This is a genomic window from Staphylococcus sp. 231237_7MaSpsaltlick (assembly GCF_043107035.1).
In genome coordinates, this window is sequence record NZ_JBICNX010000003.1 from 1 (window position 1) to 26,188 (window position 26,188).

A 26,188-nucleotide genomic window follows, 5' to 3' on the forward strand; every position below is an offset into this window, starting at 1 on the left:
TTATTTTTTGTCTTTCTACTTAAAATTCGAATCGCATTACGAATTTCTTCGTCACGTCCAATGACTGGATCCATATTACCTTGACGTACTTCCTCTACTAAATCACGACCATATTTCTCTAACGCCTCATAATTAACTTCAGGGTTTTGTGATGTCACATGATTTCCTCCTCTTATTTTTTTAATTATTTCCGTTATTACTTCTTTTTTATTGCCGACAAATTGTGCTGTCGTTGTATCTATGTCTATTGCTGATAATATTAAGTGTTCCATTGATATAAATTCATCTTCATATGATTTCATATAATCTTCAGCTTTAGTAAATAATTCATTTGCTTTTGCACTGATATACTGCCCGTATTGAACGTTGTCACCTTGAACAGTTGGATATTGCTTTAATTTATTATTATAAGTTGTTAATAATTCGTTTGTATCAATATTGGCACGTTCAAGTACACTATTAAATAAACTTTCATCTTCATTTAATGCAGCGGCTAATATTGCTTCGATTTCTATATTTTGATTTTCATATGTTTTAGCTAATTCCATTGCCTTTTGTAAGGCTGATTGAACTTTATAGGTCATTTGATTAATATCCAATATGATTCACCTCACCATTGAGTGTTTGATCAAACCAAAGTTAATTTGACTTTGACTTTCTTTGACCTTAATTTAATTATAGTCCCTCTTTCATGATTTATCAACCATTATGATTTATTTTAATTATAATTTTTTAAGCGCCTATAGAAAATAATACGCTCAAAATAAATTGCTCAATGCAACGTTTATCGCTTGCATCCCAAATATTAATTAGAATTATGTCATTATCCTTTTAACATTACTTTATACATATTTGTTATATTACCAATACTTATTTGTTTAAACTTATCGTAGCAAGTTATAACACTGTCATTAATAAATGATCTATTTAAAAAACTATCTATCGATTCAGCAAATCTACGCTCACATCAGCAACTTATTGTAATTATATTCAACTTATATCGAACTTTGACGCCACAAAAAATAATGGTAATCCTTGTTAGATATTTAACAAAGAATTACCATCATTTAATAGATATTATTGAGTTATTTGTTTCGTAATCTCATCTGATAAGGCTCTGACTCCTGATGGTTGTAAATGAATGCCATCAGACGCAAAGTATTCAGTATGTCCTTTCGAACGTTTATACCAATCAACAACCTTCACATTTTTATGTTCTTTTGCTGCGTCTGCAATCAATTTATTTACATGTGATTCATAACCTCTCGGAACACGTGTATTGACAAGATAAATATCTGCTTTATCAAATTGACTTATTAATTCATTTAATTGTGCTTTAGAAAAGTCACCATTAGTTCCTAATTCTAATACAACTTTATTACCAGCTTTATTGTAACTTTCATATTTTTGTTGTATCAATGGCGTTGCTTCGTATAAATTACGACCAACTTTACCATCAATTTCTGCATTTGGTACACGCTCTGTAAAATACTCTCCGATATCTACCATAACAGAATCACCAATAAGCAATGGCTTGATATCTTTATAGACTTTGTTAGATGTACTATCTTCTTTATGTTTCGCATCATCTTTACTGTTATTTGCTGCTTTACTTTTGCCGTCCTTTTTTTGTGAAGAAAAGCTTGTTGGTTTGTGTTGTTGTTGATCCTTCCCTAATTGATCAAATGCACCTGCAAATATAAACACTGTCGGTACTAAAATAATAGATAATGCGACTGTCCTAACAAAGGACACACGTTTAAATCGATTGAGTGAGAATGCTTTAAAGCTATATTTTCTAAATGGTGTCTCGATGTATCTATATGATAATTCTGCCAAGATTAATGTAGTTATGATATCCAATACATACACATAAATTGGTATTTGCCCTTCCACGTAATAGGAATGGATAAAGCTTATTACCGGAAAATGCCATAAATATAAACTATAAGAACGTTTGCCAATATATACAAATAGCGGATTACCAATTACCTTTGCAAAATATGCTGATGGGTGGACAACACTCAATATCACAAAAAGAGTCAACACTGATATAACATAGAATCCACCGTTGTAAATCCAATCACTATTGTCATCAACAAAAATAAATAACATGATAATAACCACTGTACTGACAATTCCTAATCCATCAATTGTATGTGACAAGATACGAGGTGGATTAGCTTTCAATTTAAATGGTGGCCATAAAAATGCGAGTAGGACACCAAGCAACATCGTTTGTAGTCTAGTATCAGTACCGAAGTATACTCTAGAATGTTCCATATGAGGTTCAGAAATTAATACCATTAACAACAATGAAACTAATGAAACAATCCAAAAAATCAAGGTAATATTTCTATATTTCTTAACTGTTAATAGTAATGTAATCAGGACTATTGGAAAAATTATGTAAAACTGTTCTTCTATCGCTAGTGACCACAAATGTTTTAATGGCATAAATGCAAACTGTTCAAAGTAGTTTACATCAGTCATAATATACCACCAATTGGATACATAAAATATTGCTGCAAATGCATCATGCTTAATATTTACGATTTGATCTGGTTTTAAAATCAGTGTCATCATAGATACTACGCCTACCAACACAAAAACGGCAGGTATGAGTCGTTTCATTCTACGTAACCAGAATTGCTTTAAATTGATACTTCCAGTTTCTTCAAACTCTTTCAGTAATAGACTAGTAATTAAATAACCAGAAATAACAAAGAAAGTATCTACACCTAAAAAACCACCCGTTAGCCACTGTTTATTAAGATGGTAAATAATAATTGCTAAGACCGCAATCGCTCTTAAACCATCAAGGCCAGGCATATAACGTGTATGACGGTGTTTGTTCATTCCCAAATTTGAATCTCTATTCATTTAAAATCAAACCTTCATACTCAAATTTTAAATCTATTTATGCATATTTCATCCATTTTACTAAGTTATTGTAATACTTTTGTAATGTAACTGCAATTAATTTAATAATTTTGCACGATAATAATATTTAATATTTTTGTAGTTATAGATTATAATTCGCATTTTAAATAAACTCAACCATTTTCATTCTTTCACTGAACAGTGGCAAATCGTAACTATATTCACTACGAAATATACTTAACCCAAACTACTCAACCTACTAAATAGAATAAAAAAAGACCAACTAACACACCTTTAAAAATCTAAGATGTGTTAACTAGTCTCAAACAAGATATTTATTCACTTCTTTATTAGCCAATGCCTAACGCAATTTTAGCGTAGCGAGACATCATATCTTTGTCCCATGGTGGACTCCAAACAATATTAACCTCTGTATCTGAAATCTCAGGTATTTCAGCTAATACCATTTTAACTTGGTTCATAATTTGCGGTCCTAGAGGACATCCCATTGAAGTCAATGTCATTTCAACCGTACATAAACCGTCATCATCCACGTCGACATTATATACTAAACCTAAGTTTACAATATCAATTCCTAACTCAGGGTCAATTACCATTTCGAGTGCATTAAGTATGCTATCCTTTAATCCTTCATCCATTCGTCTCACCTCTTCGTTATTAATGATATTAACAATATATCAAATATCTTACAAAACGCCAATAAAATGCTATGATATTCATACACTATTATTATAACTTAAGGAGATTTTAATGAAACCTTTTTTAATATGTTTAGACTTAGATGGCACATTGTTAAATGATGATAAAGAAATTTCACCTTATACAAAGGAAGTACTAAAAACATTACAAGCACAAGGACATAAGCTTATGATAGCTACCGGTCGTCCATATAGAGCTAGTCAAATTTATTATCATGAACTTAATATGGATACACCTGTCGTTAATTTTAATGGTGCTTTCGTCCATCACCCTAAAGATAATAACTTTAAAACAGTACACGAGGTATTAGATTTGGACTTGTCTAAGAGCATTATCCAATCTCTTAATGACTATGGTGTATCTAATATTATTGCAGAAGTTAAAGATCATGTATTTATTAATAACTTTGATCAAAAATTATTCGATGGCTTCTCAATGGGAACACCAAAGGTAGAAACAGGCGATTTACTAACAGCATTAACTGAATCACCTACATCAATACTTGTGGAAGCAGAAGAAGTAATGATCCCACGTGTTAAACAAATGTTAACAAGATTCTATGCAGAGAATATCGAGCACCGTCGTTGGGGATCACCGTTCCCAGTTATTGAAATTGTCAAACAAGGTATCAGCAAGGCAAAAGGTATTGACTATGTAAAACATCATCTAGACATAGATCGTAATCAAATTATTGCCTTTGGCGATGAAGATAATGATTTAGAAATGATTAAATATGCGAAATATGGCATTGCAATGGACAATGGCCTTGATGAATTAAAGCATGTTGCCAATGAAGTTACTTATTCTAACAATGAAGATGGCATCGGTAGATACCTTAATACATTCTTTGAATTAAATATTCCATACGAAGCAACAATTAAATCTAAAATATAATGCATTATTTTTGCTTAAAGGAGGTTGTTGACTGTGTCTAAAATAGTCGTTGTAGGTGCTGTAGCTGGAGGCGCGACGGTCGCAAGTCAAATAAGAAGATTAGATAAAGAAAGTGAAATCATTGTCTTTGAAAAAGATAGAGACATGAGTTTCGCTAATTGCGCATTGCCGTATTATATTGGTAATGTTGTCACTTCAAGAGATCTCGTTTTAGAAGCAACACCTGAACAATTTTATGATAGTAAGCAAATCACGGTAAAACCTTATCACGAAGTCACTGCAGTAGATACAGCTGAAAATAAAGTCATTGTTTACGATAAAAAGGCTGAACAATCCTATACAGTTGAATATGATAAGCTCGTATTAAGTCCTGGTTGCAGTGCTAATCATCTCAAATTAAATAGTCCAATTGCCTTTACTTTACGTAATATGGAGGATACTGATGCTATTTACCAATTTATTGAACATCATCAAGTACAAAATGCATTAGTTATTGGTGCTGGTTACATCAGTCTAGAAGTACTAGATAATTTATACGAACGCAATATTCAACCGATGTTAATTCATCGTTCTGAACATATCAATAAATTAATGGATTCCGACATGAATGAACCGATTATTGAAGAAATGGATAAACGCGGTATTCCATACCGTTTAAATGAAGAAGTCGTAAAAGTCGAAGGTAACGAAGTACATTTTAAATCAGGTGTTGTAAAAACGTTTGATTTAATTATTGAAGGTGTTGGCGTTAAGCCAAATTCAGCATTTTTACAATCATCTTCAATTCACTTAGATGAACATGGTTACATTCCAGTTAATAATAAATTCGAAACTAATATTCCTAACGTTTATGCTTTGGGTGATATTATTACTTCACATTATCGCCATGTGGACTTGCCTGCACATGTGCCTTTAGCATGGGGAGCACATCGAGCTGCAAGTATCATTGCCGAACAACTAGCCGGTAATAAGCAGATACAATTCAAAGGCTATTTAGGTTCAAATATTGTTAAATTTTTTGACTATACCTTTGCAAGTGTTGGTGTTTCACCATCTGAATTAACTCACTTTAATTATAAAATGGTAGAAGTTAATCAAAATGACCATGCCGGTTACTATCCTAATAACCATAAATTACATTTACGTGTTTACTTTGATAGTAATACTCGACAAATATTGAGAGCTGCTGCAGTAGGTAAAAGTGGCGTAGACAAACGAATCGATGTCTTGTCTATGGCAATGATGCATCAGTCTACTATCGATGATTTAACAGATTTTGAAGTGGCATATGCCCCACCATATAGTAGACCGAAAGATATTATCAATATGATTGGTTATAAAGCACGTAATCTATAATTTATTGTTCGTCATTTGTACTTAAATCACTCGTAGTATGGTTCAACTACCACATCATTTTTATACAACCTTGGACCTTAAGAAAAAATGAATAAGTCATACTAAAAAAGTACTCATCCTATTCGATTATTTTAGCAAATCCGTTCAACGACAGTCAGTGTAACTGTGACGTATTGGATTGCTCATAATCAATGGATAAGTACTTTTTTTAGGTTATGTTAAATCAATTGCATTAAGTTACTTTACTAATAATGCGATTAGTTTAAAGTCCAAACATTTTAGTTATAGGACCTTGAGGTAAAATAACTCCAATCACCATAGTAATAATGATTAATACAATCGTTGTCCACATCATACCATGACTTGGTTGTCCTTTTTTCCTTTTGGCAATTGTTACTTCCATTAGTGCCACAACAGCAACACCACATAACATTTTTAAAGTAAGTAACATATGGCCACCTGCGTTGTCTGCACCAAATGCTTGAATCCAAATCCAAAATCCTGAAATTAAAACAAATACCATAATTAATCTCAAGAACATATGAATTGGTTTAAAATAAGGCGTTGGACCTTGCTTCTCTGAAAAATTAAAATATGCTGCAAAAAACAAGATAATAGCAAGTACCCATGATGTAATATGAATATGTAACATAAAATCCCCCCACATGTGATTTAATTTGATTCATATCATGCAACAGTGAATTTTTTTATATTAAAAAATCACTGCATCAATTTGTTCAGTAAACAAAAATATGCTATCTATATCATACGCAATACAGATGTATATTTCAAAAGGTAATTTCGTTGTACAATAATTTTAAAAATAAACATTACAACATTCACTATCAACACAAGAAAAATAACAGCACTTAAGTGCTAATCAATTTAATAATAATAGAAAAATCGATGATTTCTACTATTTCACAGTAAAAATCATCGATTTTATTTTAGTCTGAAAGACTAATCTCCAGACTCTATTTTTCTGGAATTTATATCTAAAGTGCTTACTAAATTATTTAGCGATAAAGTTCGTTAATGTACCAATATTATCGATTGTAACTTTGACTTCATCCCCTGGTTGTAAGAATTGTGGCGGATTCATACCTGCACCAACACCAGCTGGCGTACCAGTTGCAATAATATCCCCTGGGTGTAATGCCACGTATTTTGAAATTTCTTCGATAAGTTCGTCTATTTTAAGAATCATTTGGCCCGTATTACCATCTTGACGAATTTCATTGTTTACTTTAGTCACAATATTCACGTCTTCAGGTGTTGGCAATTCATCTTTCGTAACAATGTATGGTCCAATTGGGCAACCACCTGTTAAACTCTTAGATAGGAATGCTTGGTCTTGCGCGTTTTGCGCTTTACGATCTGTAATATCATTGATAATTGTATAACCATATACATAATCTAATGCTAAACCTTTAGGTATCTTTTCACCTGATTTACCAATAACGATACCAAGTTCACCTTCGTAATCTAGTTGATCTGTAATGTCTTGGTGATTTGGTATTGTGCTGTTATCTCCTGTCAATGACGATGCCGCTTTTGTAAATACATATAAACGCTGTACTTCATGGTTTAATTCATTAGCATGTGCTTGATAATTGCGACCAAATGCAATGACATTGTTCGTTGGTGTAACTGGTGGCAAGAACTCTATATCTGAAAATTTAACTTTATATGCATCACCATTTCCACTGTCTTCCGCAGCCACAACAGCTTTACGTACTTGTTCTTGGAAATCTACGACTTGGTTTTGTTGCAAGCCATTTAATAATGTTTTAGGATGAAACTCTCCTTCAGCAAAATCAGCAAAGACTTTCTTTAAATCCCATGCCGCTTCTTCACGCTTTACTTTCACACCATAAGATGTCTGTTCATTATGTCTGAATGATAGGAATTTCATTCAATATCAGCTCCTCATCTTTATCTTATTACATATTATAACTATATTTACCTCTTAATAACAAATAAATACCCAGTTCTTGTAAAAAAAATCAGTACGCTTACATTTATGCAACTTTACTTTAAATATGTTACCTTTCGCCATAACCATTCGATTGGGCCCTGCTTATACTGCTTAAGGTAGAAATAGCACACAATAAGTTGTATCGCATAAACAACGACAACTATGAGATAGGACTGATAAAGTGCTAATTTATTAAATAATCCCAGACCAAATCCCATATAAATTAAAGTAAAGATAATACTTTGACTTAAATATACCGACAGACTGAGTCTGCCCGGATATTTAAAGACACTTAAAATTTGTGCTGAGCGGCCATATTGACATAGTACAATAAAGAATAAGATATAACCGGCTGCTACGATAGGTCCACCAACCATAGAACTTACATTGATTAGCGCATTATTCCCATAGTCGATTGCATGTGGTAACTTAATTAAATAACCACAAACAACCAAGATACTTGCTCTGTAAATCATTTTTGCTTTATTTTGTCTTACTTTAGCTATTAAATCCAACTTTTGTGCTGCAATACCCAATAAAATATACGGTAAAAACTCAAAGTAAGATGAAGTGGTAACCACATCTAATATACGGAAAATATATTCTTTAATATTAATACCTAAAAATGCAGAATAACCACCACTTTGGCGTATATTTATTAATTGTCCTAATGTCTTACCAGTAAAATTAGTTACACCATAAGGATCTGTAAACCAAGTTATTAATGAAAATGGAATAACCAATAAGATGACCTTTAAGCTAAATAGAATAATAGCTAACTTAACCAATTTTCTTGGACGCCATTTTATGAATAATACAGCTATCATTCCAGTAAATGCATATCCAAATAATATGTCACCTGAAAATATAAACAAACCATGAACTAAACCTAATATAAGTAAAAATGACAAACGCCGATAAATAAATGGGTAATATCTTAAATCTTTTGTTTCACTATTGGCATACATTATTGCTAAACCATAACCAAATAAAAATGTAAAAATAGGATAAAACGAGCTGATTACAACTAAGGTAATCAATCTCAAAATCCATTCATCTAGGCCTTTATTAATGATATCTGGTAAAAAGGCTTGTTCATAAGGTAAGCTAAAACTTAAAATATTCATCAATATAATACCTAATAAACTAAAGCCTCTGAGAGCATCTAATTCAAATAATCTTTTACGTGATGACAATTTCATAAGCTCCTTTAAGTTATTATCATTAGTCGATTGAAAGCTGACCAAATTTGAAGAAATATAGGTAGCCTTTTACATTAGTATTCAATATTGTTTCCAAAGTATTTCGATAATACGTCATTTGTACTTTATAACGAGACTTTAATTGTTCACCAATTTCCTCATCTGACATACTACGTCGTCTATTAAACGCATCAGTCTTGTAATCCACGAAATAATATTGACCATCCTTTTCAAAAATCAAATCAATCATCCCTTGGATAATCGATGCATCCTCATCTCTTATTTGTTCATGGTCAACCTCGCGTTGATTAACTACAAATGGTAATTCTCTATATATGGCATCACTATTTGTTATCATGCGATATAAATCACTGTTGATAAAGTGCAAAATGTCAGCCATTTGAATATCTTTTTTTGCATCTTCAGGAATGATATTTTTAGCAATCAAACTATCGATATAGTCATTTAATGCTGTTTCATCTAGGCCTTCTTGTTGAAATGGAAGATGTTGCATCACTGTATGCATTAAGGTACCAATTTCATTTGCTTTACGCTTTTTATTTTGACTTAAAAATGCTGGACGTTCATATGATAATGAGCCTATCTTATATTGTCTCACTCGATCATAATTGGTATCTGTTTGTTCTGTTTCTAATTGACGTTTCAATTCAGATACAGATTGCTTAGATGGTTTATGCACTGCATGTGGGTGTGCATATTCATATGTCATTTGATGTCTTATTTGATCTTGTAAACCAGTATAATCATTGTTCATTTGATAAATATCAGTAACCGTTCGCTGTTCAGCAACATCTTCAACAATTTCAGATGCAATATCTTCATAGAATTCCGTATTTAATTGGACATACGGTTTCATAGCCTCATCCACATCATCAATATTCGCCTCAAAGCGTAAATCTTTTGGTAATGATGTAGATTGATATTTTGCTAAAATTGGATAAATTAAATCAAGTGGTTTTTGTGCAGTAAGTCTATAACTAACAGGTAGATGACTGCCAGAAACAGAAACTTCTTCGTATTTCGTAATTTCCTTTTCATCCTTTACGCGACCGATTAAATATAGTTGTTCTTTAGCCCGTGTTAAAGCAACGTAAATCAAACGCATTTCTTCTGATATTAATTCCTTTTCAGCAATGGCCTTATATGTCACTGAAGATAAAGATGGGTACGCAATGTGTTGTTGCACATCATAATAACTCATCCCCAAGCCATAGCTTTGATTTAAAATCGTAGCCTTCTGTAAATCCTTTCGCGTGAATTTTCGTGATAATCCGGAATAAATAACAAATGGAAATTCTAAACCTTTACTACTATGAATCGTCATCATTCTAACTACGTCATCATTAGGTCCGATGACGTTTTCCTCACCAAAGTCTTTTCCTCTGTCGATCAATTCATCAATAAAGCGAATGAATTGGTATAAGCCTCGAAAACTTGAATTTTCAAATTCTACTGCTTTATTAAATAAACCATGTAAATTCGCTCTTCTACCTTTACCACCAATCATTCCACTAAAATACTGAATAACATAGTGGTCATTATAAAATTTATCAATTAATTGATATACGGGATGGTGTTGACTATAGTTTTGGTACATTGCTAAATCTGCTAAAAATGCATTTAGCTTGTCTACTAATTTACTATCCGCATGCTCACTATTAAGATATTGTTGTATAGATTGATAAAAATAGTCATCGTTCGGACTTTCAATACGAATATTGGCTAATTCATCTTCAGTAAATTGATATATGACTGACCGCATTAAACCAACCAAATAGATATCCTGTAATGGATTGTCTACAGTTCTTAAAAATGACAAAATGAGTTGGACTTCAGATTGTTCGAAATAACCTTCCTTACTGTTTACATGGAATGGGATATTGTGATCTTTAAATGCTTGTTGAATTTTTCGTGCTTGTCCATAAGATCGTTCTAAAATAACAATATCTTTATAATTTGGCTTGCGATAACGTCCAGTTTTTATATCATATATCTCTTGTTCAGTCATTATATTTTCAACTTGTTGCACAATATATTCCGCTTCTTGTTCAGCTGCACTTAAATCTGAATCTTTATCTTCAATTAACATATTCATTTGTATATGATGTGAAGTCTCATCAAATGGTGCTCCATAATAAAGTTGTGCAGCATCATCATAAACGATTTCCCCTACTGCTTCATCCATCATATGTTTGAATAAATAATTCGTCGTTGTTAGCACTTCTTTACGAGAACGGAAATTTTGAGATAAATCTATGCGCAAACCATATTCTGAACCATCAACCGTAAAGCGATTGTATTTATCGATAAATAGACTTGGATCTGCCTGTCTAAATTTGTAGATCGATTGCTTTACATCACCAACCATAAATAAATTCCCATCTGCTTCATTGCCACGTTTGATACAAGAAATAATTTTTTCTTGTACTCGGTTCGTATCTTGATATTCATCCACCAATATTTCCTCAAATTGTTGGCGATACATTTCCGCTATTTCAGAAGGCGTGCCATCTTCAGTTAACAATATTTTCAATGCAAAATGTTCATAATCAGAGAAATCAAGTAAATTTCTACTACGCTTTTTCGCATTAAATTGCTCGATAACATCTGCGGTCACTTCTGCTAAATAAGCCACTCTTGGCGCTAATTGTTGCATATCATACATTAACTCATCTGCAGTTCTCGTATAGTAGTCTAATTTCACCTTAGAAACTAATTCTTTATAATGATCATAATGCTTCTTACCGTCGTCATAAGCATCTAACATCATTTCATTTGCTTCTTTAATTTTCTTTGTTTTCGAAGGGAAACGTGGCTCAAATTGATGGTTACTGATTACTTCTGTATTTAATAAGCCGCCTTCTATCGCTGCAGACATAAATTTACGTTCTCTCTCAATAATATCAACTTGTTTATCCACTTCCTCTAACATTGAAAATAGATCATAACTTTTATTTAGCGCTTCTAATGCTGATTTCATAAATATCATTGCCACATGGTTTAAAAGTTCTAATAACTTTTCTTGTTCATTCTTATTCTCGTATGGTTCAGATAAATTTTGCAACCACTCAAAAGGATTGGGGTTAGCTACACTAAAAAAGTACATATCTTTAATTGTTTGGCGCAATTGATCATCATTTCTGTCGGAAGATAATTGTTCAGTTAAATCAACAAAACTAGGATTCAACACATCATAATGTTGCTCTAGCACTTCATCAATCGTTTGCTCTAATAATAAAATGTTTTCTGCTTCACTACTTGTTCTGAAGTTTGGATCAATATCAAGTACATCATAATGATTTTGAATTAATTTCAGACAAAAACTATGTAGTGTTGAAATTTGAGCTTGATGAATTTTAATTCGTTGGTTTTTTAAATGACTATTATTCGGATCCTCAAGCGATGCTTCTTGGATACGTTGATCCACACGTTGCTTCATTTCTCTTGCACTGGCATTTGTAAATGTCACAACTAATAATTTATCAACATCTATATTGTCATTTAATATTCGCTGTATGATACGTTCTACTAACACTGCAGTCTTTCCAGATCCTGCAGCCGCAGCAATCAAAATATCTTGACCTTTGGCATAGATACTTTTCCATTGATTATCAGTCCAACGCGTATACGCTGGTTTTACTGGGATTGGATTCATTCAAACTCACCTTCTTCTAGTTCAACATTTTGCACTTCTTCTAATGGATTTATCGTTTCATCAACAGTTCTATACCGTTTACTATCAATCATGCCATCCACATGACACACAGACTTATAATTACAGAAGTCACAAGGTAATGTTTGATTATACTTAAGTGGCGCTACTTCGGTATGACCGTCCATGATGTCAGTTGCTGTTTTAATAAAATTAGCTTTGTTATGCTTGATTAACTTATAAATTGTATCGGAATCCGCTACTTTACTACCGCTTCTAAATCCGCCATCCTTTTTCATTGCAACAGGAATAATATCAGAAGTATAGTTTGGTTCCATTCGATTATCGAATGCTTCTATTACAGAAGTGTCGTTATTAACTAAACCACTTAATTTAAATGAGTTGATAAACTTTTCATTACGTTTATCTTCATCTAATTCATTCCATGCTAATTGGAGACGTGGTTCATGCACGTGGAAATATAATAATCCCCCTGGTTGTGTCAGCGGATTTAAACCTAAGCGTTGCTTATTTTGTAATACAATATCCATATAGGTCATCATTTGCATTTGCATGCCATAGTATACTTTCGTCAAATCCAAAGTACCACTATACTTAGACGACTTATAATCAATAATGTTTACAAAACTTTCATTATCGTGATTATACGTATCAATACGATCAATTTGCCCACGAATATTGATTGGAATGCCTTGCTCCGTAATTAAAGGCGTCGCTTGTAAATCTTCCGGATTTCTAGGATTCTTTCTAAAGCTCGCTTCAAACCTTTGGGGCTTAAATTCACTGTAACTACCTTGATATTTAAGTGCAGTTAATGTTGTTTCAACAATAGCGCCTATTCTTTGTGATAGATAACGATAATATGCGGTTGAATTTAAAAGATTGAACTGTACCTCAGGCAGTATTTCAGTCAAAGCATCATGTGTTAACTTTCTAATTTGAGTTAAATTTAAATTCTTAAAGTCACCATTAATTTTCTCAGATATGAGCTTTAATACTTGATGGAAAATATCACCTAAATCAAAGTTTTCTAATTTGTATTTTGTACGTTCATTTAATCTTAAACCATGTGATGTGAAGTGTTTAAATGGACATGCTTGATAACCTTCAAATCTAGATACACTTGCATTAATTTGCTTTCCATACAAAGCTTTAGCTTGTTGCTGATTGAGTTGCACCGTTTCATTATCAAAGGTGAGCGCCGAAACTAAGTAGGCTAGTCCATCATTGAGTCGTTCATCATCCCTCATAACTTGATATGTATCTAACCAAGTATCAGCGACAATTTCATCATCTAGCCAAGCCTTTAATGATTCAAACAAGGCAATTTTAGTTTGATGTGGATGTTCCATCAATGTTAACGGTTGTGCTTGATGCATGTGATGAATATTTGTCACTTCTAAATTATGATATAACTCCATGATTTGATCGATAAACGGGCTTCGTTCCTTTTGATCTCCATTTGCTCCCATCAAGGCATAAGAAAATGTAATTTTTGCTCTACTTCTCGTCATAGCAATATAACAAACAAATGCTTCATCCATTTGTAAAATGTCAGCTGTAGGACTTAATTCTAGATTAGACTGTGCTTGAAAGTACTTCTTCTCATCATCAGTTATCAGACTTGATGATGCAACAGTTTGTGGCATCGTCCCATCATTTACACCGACCATATAGACATGTGCTTTATTATCTACTTTTGCTAAGTCCATTGTTCCTATACTAACTTGATCAATCGTTTGAGGTATCATCACAAACTCCAATTGATCTAAACCGACATCCAATAATTCTAAAAAGCGTGATTGTGTCAACGTATTATCACCAAATACTGTGACTAAATCGTCTAACGTCTGAATCAATCCATTCCATAGTTGATCAATTTCTTCTGCCTTTCTATGTTCCTCGTTCGCGTCAAACTGATCTCTCTCAGTCATTAAATCACTCGGTAAATCAAATGCTTCCATTGCTTCATAAAATGCAGTTGCAAACTCTAGCGCTGTATTCGCCTGGCTTAAACGTTGCTCAAACAATAGAATTTTATCCATTACATAAGATTTTAATTGAATCACACGTTCAAATGTCTCTCGTTCACTATCAGTCAATGGTTGACGTTTCAATCCCATTTTCCTAAATTGTTCAACTTGGAAATAACTATCATCCATCCAACGTTTTCCATAAATTCCTCGTTCAAGTACGAAATTTTCCAATATATCAATAAGATAACTGCTATCTTTATATTGCTTTGTTAATACATTAGTTTTTAGCAAACGCATAATCGGCTCAAAATTCCAATTCGTTTGAATGACTTCAATGAGTGAACGAATCATTTCCATAATTGGGTGATGCGTCATTGACGGTTTAATATCAATATTAAATGGAATATCAAATTGCGGTAGAATAGATTCCAATAAATAAGCATAACTATCATCTCTATAAAGTATGGCTATATCTTGAAAGCGAAGTCCTTCTTCTCTAGTTTCCTTTAATATGCTTCTTGCAATTTCATTAATTTCTTCTCGCATCATTGACGCTTCTAATATTTCAACATTATCCGCTACATCTTTAGGTTCGAATTGCAAAGCATTAAAATGGTGCTCTAAATGCGCTAAGTCTTCATTTTGAAAACGATGTTGTTGCGTGAAACGTTGAATATTTAAAGGGATATTAAGTTCGTTTGCTATATCTTCAAGATGCGTCAAGGATTCCGATGACTTTCTAAATAAACTAAATGGATCTTTATCACCATCAGTTGTTAATAATACGGTTACCTTTTTAGCATGCTTAACTAACCCTTTAATAATTTGATATTCTAAAGTGGAAAAGTTATGGAACCCATCTATGTATATTTCAGTACGTTTCAACCTTTCAGACTGGTCCATCAATGTTATAAATCGATTTAAACAGTCCTCAGTTGAGACAAATTCACCGCTAATTCTATCTTCTAAATGTTTATAGATTAACGCAATATCTTCTAATTTATGTCGCGTTCGTGTTTGTAATGTATTTTCTGAGATGTATGTTTCAAGTTGTTCAGGTGAGACGCTATATTTTTTAAAGTCTTGAATTTGTTCATATAACTTTTCACTAAAGCCATAGTACTTAACTTGTGAACGATATAATTTCAATTCTGACTGATGCTGTTGAATAATGTCATAAATCATCATTTCAGTACCAGTTTTTGTTAATTGTTGTTCCATTAGTCCCCCAACTTCTTGGAACACACGATAACTTAATCTTTCAAAGTGCAATACTTCAGTTCTCAAACTACCATTAAGTTCAGGGTCATTGACAAAGGCTTGTTCAAGTTGGAAGGTATTTTGTGTTGGTGCAATTAATACAATTGGATCACCTAGTGGACGTTCTTTCATCTCTTGGCGAATTTCTTCTAACATTTTATATGATTTTCCCGTTCCCGCTCTTCCAATAAAGGCATTAAATTCCATGACATATCCCACTCCTTTGACCATATTTTAACATATAATATATTGTGTATCGTTTATCTTTTTAATAATTACTCCAATTGCTATAACGTTTAATTTGAAGCTATAACTTAATGATCATTATCTATAGAACAAAGTTCATTATATGATCAGTCATTCAACAATCATAATTTAACTTACTAATTTAAACTTCAAAGTCACTCTCAATTAAATATTGAATGAAAGGACAAGCATTTGCTAGGTACTTGTATGTAACAGTTTGATTATCAATGTGTAGCATAACAGTGTCTTGAATTATAAAGTTAGCAACATATGACAATCACTTTTACATTTGTAAAGATAGAAAAAGACAATTTCTATCTAAATTCAATAGAAATTGCCTCTTCACATTATTTATCATAATTTGTATCTGGATCAAATCCAAATTTCATTTCATTTAATGGCCAGAAACTAAATGAAACCTTTCCTACCACTTGGTCTTTATCAATTAAACCAAATGAACGACTATCTTTACTTACTTCTCTGTTATCACCTAAGACAAGTAATTTATCTTTTGGAATGGTATTTTTCTGGTTAACTTGATTTAAATCTTTAGTTTTAAATGAACCTGTAATGTAGTTATATTGCTTATGCTTTTCATTGTAGTCTAAATATGGTTCATCCACTTTTTTACCATTTACGTATAATTTATCTTTCTTATACTCAACGTTATCACCAGCTGTACCAATTACACGTTTTACATAATCACTATCTTTTGTTGCATGGAATACAACGACATTACCTTTTTTAATATCGCCAAACTTATATCCGAATAAGTTTACTACGACACGCTCACCATCTTTAAGCGTCGGGTCCATAGAATCACCCTTAACAGTATATGGTTTCGCAACAAAGTTCATGATAAGCAATACTAATGCTACTGCAACGACAATCGATACGAACCATTCCATTATCTCTTTTCTCAATGTTTACACCTCATCCATTTAGTTAAAATCTACTGTGAATTTATTAAAAGGATAAAACCTCAAACTCACATTTCCAATAATATCTTTGCTTGATATCAAGCCATATGTTCGTGAATCTTGTTTATCTGTTCTTTGATCATTTAGGACAAAGTACGCATTCGGCGGTACAATATCACCTTCTGAATGTTTTATATGCCTTAATGATAAGGATTCTATCTGCTGGCCTTTACTATAAGATTCATTTACTTTTCTATCATCTCTATATAACGTTTCATTTTTATAAGCAATGGATTGACCAGGCTTTCCAATAATTCTACTTATTTCTATATGATTTCCGTTACGATACATAATAATATCATTATTTTCTAATAAATTAAAAGTGCTTTTAATCTTATTAACAATAATTCTATCACCTTTGTTTAAATTCGGAGACATCCGATTATCCTTTACAACAAAGCCTGTAACAAGTAACGCTTGGATTAATATTACAATCATAATCGCAATGATAATTAAAATCAAATGTTTTAGTATCCGTTGCATGTTGTCACTCCTCTGACGAATGCATAAAATGTTTCTCAATACGATGACCTATAAACCACATCAGTACAATGATTAAGATTACAATAATTAATCTAAATGGATTCGTAAACAGTGTGGTAATATCGCTACCTAACCACCCAATAAGTCCTATCATGATTAACTTAGATGCAAATAACACGTATAAATACACATGTGCTTTTATATGCGACAAGCTAGCAACAATATTGACAAGCGCACTCGGCGTAAATGGGAAGCATAATAATATAAATATGGGTATCACACCATGTCTATCTATAAAATGAATTAAACGCTGTACCGATTTACGATTTTGTATTTTTTGCATATATTTTGTATGTGTTAACCTTCTGAATATTAAAAAGACAATATAACTCCCAATCACAGTACCTAACCAAGCTAATAATGTACCAATTAATAATCCATAAGCATTTACATTCACAATTACAAACACGATAATCGGTAAAATTGGTATAAATGCTTCTATAAAAGGCAATAAAAATCCGACAATATAACCTAAATCCCCAAATAGATCAAACCAATGTTGGACTTGCTCTTGTGTCATGACCACCATTCCCTAAAGTTTACTGTACTTAATAATTATAAGTTTATATGCTGTTTTTTAAAACAATTATGTCCCCTTTTTACAATAAATCAGTCTCAAGTACTATAAATTTTTTAATATTATAAAAGCTAGAATCATTCATAATGTGTAACACACGATTTATAATCTCTCGAATAATGATTTTGGCAAAAAAAGGCAATTTCTATCTAACGTAAATAGAAATTGCCTGTCTTATAATTTAAAGTTATTTAATTTTCTATAAGATATTGATTCACCAAACAGTATTCTACTATTATAGGCGTTCTTCTAATTCTTTTTTCTTATCTTCAAAACCTGGTTTACCTAATAACGCAAACATGTTTTGTTTATAAGCTTCAACACCAGGTTGGTTAAATGGATTAACGCCTAATTGATATCCACTCATTGCACAAGCTAATTCAAAGAAGTAAACAACATAGCCGAAAGTTTCTTCGTCTAGACGTGGAATATTAACAACTACATTTGGAACACCACCGTCAGTATGAGCTAATAATGTACCTTCGAATGCTTTCGTATTAACTTCGTCGATTGTTTTACCAGCTAAATAGTTTAAACCATCTAAGTCATCTGGATCCGCTTCGATTGTAATGTTGTGTTTTGGATTATTTACTTTAACTACAGTTTCAAATAAGAAACGACGTCCTTCTTGTACATATTGACCTAATGAGTGTAAGTCTGTTGTATAGTTAGCGCTTGAAGGATAAATACCTTTGAAATCTTTACCTTCAGATTCACCAAATAATTGTTTCCACCACTCATTGAAATATTGCATTGATGGTTCATAGTTAATTAACATTTCTGTGTCATAACCTTTGGCATATAGAATATTTCTAATTGTTGCATATTGGTATGCAATGTTATCTTCTAAATTATCTGAAGATAATTCTTCTCTTGCTTTAGCAGCACCATTCATCATTGCTTCAATATCAATTCCTGCAGCTGCAATTGGTAATAAACCTACAGCAGTTAATACAGAATAGCGGCCACCTACATCATCTGGAACGACAAATGTTTCATAACCTTCATTTGTAGCAAGTTGTTTTAGGGCACCCTTTTCTTTATCAGTTGTTGCAAAAATACGTTGCTTCGCTTCTTCTTTACCATATTTGTCTTCTAACAACTGTTTAAATAATCTAAATGCTACTGCTGGTTCAGTAGTAGTACCAGACTTAGAAATTACGTTTACTGAATAGTCCTTTCCATCTAAATAATCAATTAATTCTTGAGTATAAGATGAAGATAAGTGATTACCTACGAATACGATTTCAGGATAATCATTATTATTTCTGAAAGATGATGTTAGCATTTCAATCGCAGCACGTGCACCTAAATAAGATCCACCAATTCCGATTACTACTAATACATCTGAGTTTGCTTTAACACGTTTTGAAGCTTCTAAAATTCGTGAGAATTCCTCTTTATCATAATTAACAGGTAGGTCAATCCAACCTAAGAAATCACTGCCAGCACCTGTACCTTCATGTATTGTTTTATGAATTGTTTTAACAATATCTTTTTGTTGTTCTAATTCATGCTCGCCAAAAAATTCTAAAGTCTTGCCATAATCTAATTGAATATGAGTCATTTATTTTGCCTCCAGTGTTTTTGATTTCAAAATCATTTTACTAAGTTTATTTTTACTATTCAAACAACTAGCCTATTTATTGCGATAATTGTGACAATTAATTCATCTATGCAATAATTCCCATATCATTATATTCATATTTATATACATTTACAATTATATCTATAAAAAGCGATATACTTTATTATTAAAGGACATATGATATAAAAGCTTCTACTCACAATTTTCATAAAAATGTATATTTATGTATAAAAGTGGTTTTATTTTCATTATCTTTCTGTTATACTGATTTTATCAAATAAACAAAGTTAAAAAATAATTAGCAAATTTTAAACCGAGGTGGAAATAATGAAGGAAAAAATAGTATTAGCATATTCAGGTGGATTAGATACAAGTGTTGCAGTGAAATGGTTAATCGACAAAGGTTATGATGTTGTAGCATGTTGTTTAGATGTTGGTGAAGGGAAAGATTTAGAATTAGTACACCAAAAAGCATTAGACATGGGTGCAATCGAATGTCATATCATTGATGCAACTGAAGAGTTTAGTGAAGATTTCGTTTCATATGCAATCAAAGGTAATTTAATGTATGAAGGCACTTACCCTCTTGTGTCAGCATTATCAAGACCTTTAATTTCAAAAAAATTAGTTGAAATCGCAGATAAAACAAATGCTGTAGGTATTGCACATGGTTGTACTGGTAAAGGTAATGACCAAGTACGTTTCGAAGTGGCAATCAAAGCATTAGATCCTGAATTAAAAGTATTTGCTCCAGTTAGAGAATGGGCATGGAGTCGTGAAGAAGAAATTGATTACGCTATTAAACATAACATTCCAGTACCTATTCAACATGACTCTCCATATTCAATTGACCAAAATTTATGGGGTAGAAGTAACGAATGCGGCATTTTAGAAGATCCTTATGCTGCGCCTCCAAAGGATGCATATGATTTAACTCAAGAATTAGAAGATGCACCAGATGAAGCGGATGAAATTGTCTTAACTTTTGAACAAGGTATCCCTACTGCGTTAGACGGCAAATCTTATAAATTAAGTGAATTAATTTTATATTTAAATAAATTAGCTGGTAAGCATGGAATCGGCAGAATCGACCATGTCGAAAATAGATTAGTGGGTATTAAATCAAGAGAAGTATATGAAACACCAGCTGCAGAAGTTATTGTTAATGCACATAAATCATTAGAAACGATTACATTGACGAAAGATGTTGCTCATTTTAAACCAATTATTGAAAAGCAATTTGCAGAACAAATTTATAACGGCTTATGGTTCTCACCTTTAACTGACAGTTTAAAATTATTTGTCGACAGTACACAAAAGTATGTTTCTGGTGAAGTACGTGTCAAATTATATAAAGGTAATGCAATTGTAAATGGTAGAAAATCACCTCATACTTTATACAATGAAAAATTAGCGACGTATACTAAGGAAGATGCATTCAACCAAGAATCAGCAGTCGGCTTTATCGATATCTTTGGCTTACCTACACAAGTAAATTCAATGTTACATGGTGGTTATCATGATGAGCAATAAAGCTTGGGGTGGTAGATTTAGTGAACAACCGGAAGCATGGGTCGATGAATTCAATGCTTCCATCCACTTCGATAAAGCATTAATTGAATACGATGTGCAAGGAAGTATTGCTCATGCCACTATGTTAGCAAATCAAGGTATTATTTCTAATTCGGATTGTGAGCAAATCAAACAAGGATTAAACGATATACTCGCTGATTATAAACAAAATAAATTAGATTTAGATGTTTCATTAGAAGACATTCACCTTAATATTGAACATGAACTCATCAAACGTATTGGTGACGCTGGTGGTAGATTGCATACTGGTCGTAGTAGAAATGATCAAGTTGCGACGGATATGCACTTGTATACGAAATCAGAAGTAACTGAACTAATCGCTTTAATTGAATCATTTCAAGCAACCATCGTTTCTGTAGCAGAGGATAATGTTGATACAATCATGCCAGGTTATACACACTTACAAAGAGCACAACCTATCTCATTTGCGCATCACATCTTAACTTATTATTGGATGTTAGAGCGTGATAAATCACGTTTCCAAGATAGTATTAAACGTATTGATATTTCACCATTAGGCGCAGCAGCTTTAAGTGGTACGACATACCCTATCGATCGCCATGAAACACAATCATTATTAGACTTTGGTTCTTTATATGAAAATAGTATGGATGCTGTTAGTGATAGAGATTACATTGTTGAAACATTGCATAATATTTCGTTAACAATGGTTCACTTATCACGTTTTGCAGAGGAAATCATCTTCTGGTCTTCTGCAGAAGCCAATTTTATTACCTTATCAGATGCATTCTCAACTGGATCATCAATTATGCCACAAAAGAAAAATCCAGATATGGCTGAATTGATTAGAGGTAAAGTAGGTAGAACTACTGGTCATTTAATGAGCATGTTGATGACTTTGAAGGGCTTACCGTTAGCATACAACAAAGATATGCAAGAGGATAAAGAAGGTCTATTTGATGCAGTGCATACGCTTAAAGGTTCATTAAGAATATTTGAAGGTATGGTTGATACGATGACTATTAATGTTGAACAGTTACAATCAACTGTCTACAATGATTTCTCTAATGCAACTGAATTAGCAGATTATTTAGTAAATAAAGGTGTGCCATTTAGAAATGCACATGAAATTGTCGGTAAAATTGTACTGTGGTCTATACAAAATAATGTATATCTCCTAGATGTACCATTAACTGAATATCAACAAGCACATCCAAGTATAGAAGCTGATATTTATGATTATCTTAAACCTGAAAATTGTGTGAGCCGTCGAGTTAGCTATGGCTCGACTGGACAAGCTGCGGTTAAAGAGCAACTTAAAGTTATAAAAAGTAAAAATAAAGAATAACACTATACAATTAAGGATAACTCAAGGACATTAGTCTTCTAGACTTAAAATAAAATGGATGATTTGCTATTTTATTTAAATCTTCATCACTTAACTCGTTATTCATTTCTTGTTGTATCTCAGTGATAATTGCTGTTTCAATACATTCATTATAAAGTGTCTTATTTATTGTAGTAATAGCATTTAAGAACTTTGAATTGTTTGCGAGACAGCTGAGGGAGTAGGATGCCTGTCGAGACTAAGGCTCGATCCAGCCTCTAGTTAAGCGAGCAATAACAATATGTAGTATTGATATAAATAACATGCCCATCAAAGATTTTTGATCTTTGATGGGCTTAATGCTGGGGATTTATGTCCTAGCATTATTCTTTTTATTTTCATTCTATTGATGCTAAATATTACGATTACCTATTTATAAATTGTGCTTCATCACCTTAAATACACCACTTTTATTCTTAAACATTTAATTTATTAAACTATAATTAATTTTTTATACTTAAAATAAAGAAAATGTAAATAGTGTTTAAACAATTAAATTCTAAGGTAAGAACAGTGTACAGTTCATTTTAAGGAGTGAAGCACTTATGAAAAATGCAAAAAGAATTATGGTAACCAGTATGACAGCTTTATCTTTATCTTTACTAGCTTCTACAGCAATGGCTAAAGCAGATGAAAATACGGATTCAACACAAAAGCAAAATACAATACAATCACCTAATGATTCTACACAGCAAACACAAGACAACACTCAAGAACAAACACAAAGTGCTACCAATTCAACTACAGAAACTACTAATCCATCCCCTGAACAATCAGACACAACTGCTAATACCAAGCAACAAACAGACAATCAACCACAACAGAAATCACAACATGCGAATCAAAACCATTCAGAATCTGATAACCAAGAACAAAATACACCCACACCACAAGACAAAGTAAATAAATCACCTCAAAATAACACAACTACTAATAAAAATGAAAATAGTTCAACTTCTGCGAGACCACTTTCAGAAGCAACAGAAAAAAGTGCAAAAAACAAGGAAATACATAATTTAACAGGAGAAAAGTTTACAACAATCGCCCATAGAGGCGCTAGTGGCTATGCACCTGAACACACTTTATATTCTTATGATAAGAGTCATAATGAATTAGGTGCATCTTACATCGAAATTGATTTACAAATGACAAAAGACGGACACCTTGTAGCAATGCATGATGAAACAGTCGATAGAACAACTAATGGTACAGGTCGAGTTGACTCTTATACATTAGAGGAACTGAAAAAATTAGACGCTGGCAGTAAATTCAATGAGCAACATCCCGAATACGCAGATGAGCAATATAAAGGTGCAGAAGTGCCAACACTAGATGAAATTTTAGACAGATATGGTACAGATGCAAACTATTATATCGAAACAAAATCACCTGATGTGTATCCCGGTATGGAAGAAAAATTATTAGATACTTTAGATAAACATCACATGTTAACAAATCAATCTTTAAAAAATGGACATGTTATGATTCAATCATTTTCACAAGCAAGTTTAGAAAAAATGCATAATCTAAATTCTGACGTACCACTAGTAAGATTATTAGACAAAGGTGAATTACCTAATCTTACAGATCAAGATTTAGAAAGCATTAAAAACACAGCAATTGGTGTAGGTCCCGAATATTCTGACTTAACTAAAGATAACGTACAACACTTAAAGGAAATGGGATTCTTAGTTCATCCATTTACAGTAAACAATAAAGCCGATATGGAACGTCTTAATAGCTATGGTGTAGACGGTGTTTTCACTAACTATGCAGATGTATACAAACAAGTTGTAGATGAAAGTAAATAAATAATTCAATAACAAGACGATCACTATTGCCAATCTATGAGATTAATATAATCTTTTAGGTTGGCTTCTTAGATTACATATTAAACAATACAATAAGAAAAATTCAGTGCTGAATTTTGATATAAAAAAGGGACAACTTCTATTAAATTACAATAGAAATTGTCCCTTACTTTAATTACATATATTTATGACTGTACTTTAGTCTAAATTATCTTTACAGCTAATCATACCGAGATAATGATTAAGCCCAACCACGATAACGTGCAGCCTCTGCAGTACGTTTGATACCTACAATATACGCAGCTAAACGCATGTCAATCTTACGGTTTTGTGATAATTCATAAATTGTATCAAAAGCTGTTGTAAGCTTTTCACGAAGTTTCGTATTAACCTCTTCTTCAGTCCAATAATAACCTTGGTTATTTTGTACCCATTCGAAGTAAGAAACTGTTACACCACCAGCACTTGCTAATACATCAGGTACTAATAAGATACCGCGTTCAGTTAAAATACGTGTACCTTCTGGTGTTGTTGGTCCGTTAGCTGCTTCAACAACTACATCTGCTTTAATATCATGTGCATTATCTGCAGTAATTTGGTTAGCAATTGCTGCAGGTACTAATACATCACAATCAATTTCGAATAATTCTTTATTTGAAATCGTATCTTCAAATAGGTTAGTTACTGTACCGAAACTGTCTCTTCTATCTAATAAGTAATCGATATCTAAACCTTCAGGATCGTGTAACGCACCATAAGCATCAGAAATACCGACAATTTTAGCGCCCATATCAAATAAGAATTTCGCTAAGAAACTACCAGCGTTACCGAAACCTTGGATTACAATACGTGAACCTTTGATTTCTAAACCTCTACGTTTAGCAGCTTGCTCAATCGCAATAACTACACCTAATGCAGTAGAACGGTCACGTCCTTGTGAGCCTCCTAATACAATCGGTTTACCAGTGATAAAACCTGGAGAGTTAAATTTATCCAATGAACTATATTCGTCCATCATCCATGCCATAATTTGAGAGTTTGTGAAAACATCTGGTGCGGGAATATCCTTTGTTGGTCCAACAAATTGAGAAATTGCACGAACATAGCCTCTAGAAAGACGCTCTACCTCGTGAATACTCATTTGACGTGGGTCACAAATAATACCACCTTTACCACCACCATATGGTAAGTCCACAATGCCACATTTCAATGTCATCCACATTGACAATGCTTTAACTTCTTCTTCATCAACATCAGGGTGGAATCTGACGCCACCTTTTGTTGGTCCTACAGCATCATTGTGTTGTGCACGATAACCCGTAAAGGTCTTAACTGTACCATCGTCCATACGTACTGGAATTCTTACTTGTAAGAATCTTAATGGTTCCTTTACTAAATCATACATGCCATCGTCAAAACCTAATTTATGCAATGCTTCTTTAATAATTTGTTGCGTAGAAGTAACTAAATTATTATTCTCAGTCATGATCCATTTCGCCTCTTTTTCGTTACTAATGATTTCGCTTTCATGCTAATTGT

17 protein-coding genes and 1 pseudogene are annotated in these 26,188 nt (G+C 32.6%); 5 read left to right on the forward strand and 13 right to left on the reverse strand.

Features of this window, described 5'->3' with window-relative positions:
• The 3 genes from ACF91D_RS05915 to ACF91D_RS05925 all read right to left on the reverse strand — a co-directional run.
• Nucleotides 1–599, reverse strand: a 599-nt coding sequence (locus ACF91D_RS05915; RefSeq protein WP_392436673.1) for a Clp protease N-terminal domain-containing protein, incomplete at its 3' end; no start/stop codon positions are given.
• Nucleotides 600–1,077: 478 nt separating this feature from the next.
• Nucleotides 1,078–2,883, reverse strand: a complete 1,806-nt coding sequence (locus tag ACF91D_RS05920) for an acyltransferase family protein (protein ID WP_107512528.1) — start codon at nt 2,881–2,883, stop codon at nt 1,078–1,080.
• Between the two features lie 350 nt (nt 2,884–3,233).
• The gene (locus tag ACF91D_RS05925; protein ID WP_042739799.1) at nt 3,234–3,542 is read right to left on the reverse strand and encodes a metal-sulfur cluster assembly factor; all 309 of its coding nucleotides are present in this window, start codon (nt 3,540–3,542) and stop codon (nt 3,234–3,236) included.
• A 112-nt stretch (nt 3,543–3,654) separates the two neighbouring features.
• Between ACF91D_RS05925 and ACF91D_RS05930 the strand changes: the two genes are divergently transcribed.
• Both ACF91D_RS05930 and ACF91D_RS05935 read left to right on the forward strand, forming a co-directional pair.
• Complete coding sequence (locus tag ACF91D_RS05930) at nt 3,655–4,497, forward strand: Cof-type HAD-IIB family hydrolase (RefSeq protein WP_042739798.1); 843 nt, start codon at nt 3,655–3,657, stop codon at nt 4,495–4,497.
• Between the two features lie 33 nt (nt 4,498–4,530).
• Nucleotides 4,531–5,853, forward strand: a complete 1,323-nt coding sequence (locus ACF91D_RS05935; RefSeq protein WP_107526994.1) for a CoA-disulfide reductase — start codon at nt 4,531–4,533, stop codon at nt 5,851–5,853.
• A gap of 262 nt (nt 5,854–6,115) precedes the next feature.
• Here ACF91D_RS05935 and ACF91D_RS05940 read toward each other — a convergent pair whose 3' ends face one another.
• From ACF91D_RS05940 to ACF91D_RS05980, 9 genes are all read right to left on the reverse strand, one after another.
• Entirely contained in the window at nt 6,116–6,505 is a 390-nt protein-coding gene (locus ACF91D_RS05940; protein WP_042739796.1) for a YisL family protein, read from the reverse strand.
• A 360-nt stretch (nt 6,506–6,865) separates the two neighbouring features.
• Nucleotides 6,866–7,768 (reverse strand): fumarylacetoacetate hydrolase family protein, encoded by a 903-nt coding sequence (locus ACF91D_RS05945; protein WP_042739795.1) that lies wholly within the window; start codon nt 7,766–7,768, stop codon nt 6,866–6,868.
• A gap of 116 nt (nt 7,769–7,884) precedes the next feature.
• On the reverse strand, nt 7,885–9,027 hold the full coding sequence (locus ACF91D_RS05950) for a DUF418 domain-containing protein (RefSeq protein ID WP_119625284.1): 1,143 nt from the start codon (nt 9,025–9,027) through the stop codon (nt 7,885–7,887).
• Between the two features lie 28 nt (nt 9,028–9,055).
• Nucleotides 9,056–12,709, reverse strand: a complete 3,654-nt coding sequence (gene addA, locus ACF91D_RS05955; protein ID WP_392436678.1) for a helicase-exonuclease AddAB subunit AddA — start codon at nt 12,707–12,709, stop codon at nt 9,056–9,058.
• The gene (gene addB / locus ACF91D_RS05960) at nt 12,706–16,170 is read right to left on the reverse strand and encodes a helicase-exonuclease AddAB subunit AddB (protein ID WP_232161303.1); all 3,465 of its coding nucleotides are present in this window, start codon (nt 16,168–16,170) and stop codon (nt 12,706–12,708) included. Before addB ends, addA begins: the two co-directional genes overlap by 4 nt.
• Before the next feature lie 386 nt (nt 16,171–16,556).
• On the reverse strand, nt 16,557–17,132 hold the full coding sequence (gene lepB / locus ACF91D_RS05965) for a signal peptidase I (protein ID WP_042739791.1): 576 nt from the start codon (nt 17,130–17,132) through the stop codon (nt 16,557–16,559).
• Nucleotides 17,133–17,150: 18 nt separating this feature from the next.
• Nucleotides 17,151–17,672, reverse strand: coding sequence for a signal peptidase I (lepB, locus tag ACF91D_RS05970; RefSeq protein WP_042739790.1), 522 nt, complete (start codon nt 17,670–17,672; stop codon nt 17,151–17,153).
• Between the two features lie 4 nt (nt 17,673–17,676).
• On the reverse strand, nt 17,677–18,252 hold the full coding sequence (locus ACF91D_RS05975; RefSeq protein ID WP_042739789.1) for a TVP38/TMEM64 family protein: 576 nt from the start codon (nt 18,250–18,252) through the stop codon (nt 17,677–17,679).
• 292 nt (nt 18,253–18,544) lie between these two features.
• Nucleotides 18,545–19,876 (reverse strand): glucose-6-phosphate isomerase, encoded by a 1,332-nt coding sequence (locus ACF91D_RS05980; RefSeq protein ID WP_042739788.1) that lies wholly within the window; start codon nt 19,874–19,876, stop codon nt 18,545–18,547.
• Between the two features lie 348 nt (nt 19,877–20,224).
• On the opposite strand from ACF91D_RS05980, the gene ACF91D_RS05985 reads away from it, so the two are divergent.
• The 3 genes and pseudogenes from ACF91D_RS05985 to ACF91D_RS05995 all read left to right on the forward strand — a co-directional run.
• Nucleotides 20,225–21,430 (forward strand): argininosuccinate synthase, encoded by a 1,206-nt coding sequence (locus ACF91D_RS05985; protein ID WP_042739787.1) that lies wholly within the window; start codon nt 20,225–20,227, stop codon nt 21,428–21,430.
• The gene (argH, locus tag ACF91D_RS05990; protein WP_107527592.1) at nt 21,420–22,799 is read left to right on the forward strand and encodes an argininosuccinate lyase; all 1,380 of its coding nucleotides are present in this window, start codon (nt 21,420–21,422) and stop codon (nt 22,797–22,799) included. Before ACF91D_RS05985 ends, argH begins: the two co-directional genes overlap by 11 nt.
• A gap of 884 nt (nt 22,800–23,683) precedes the next feature.
• Nucleotides 23,684–24,649 (forward strand): annotated as a pseudogene (locus ACF91D_RS05995) (glycerophosphodiester phosphodiesterase); the annotation flags it as partial.
• 241 nt (nt 24,650–24,890) lie between these two features.
• Here ACF91D_RS05995 and ACF91D_RS06000 read toward each other — a convergent pair.
• Entirely contained in the window at nt 24,891–26,135 is a 1,245-nt protein-coding gene (locus ACF91D_RS06000; RefSeq protein WP_042739785.1) for a Glu/Leu/Phe/Val family dehydrogenase, read from the reverse strand.
• Nucleotides 26,136–26,188: the final 53 nt, after the last annotated feature.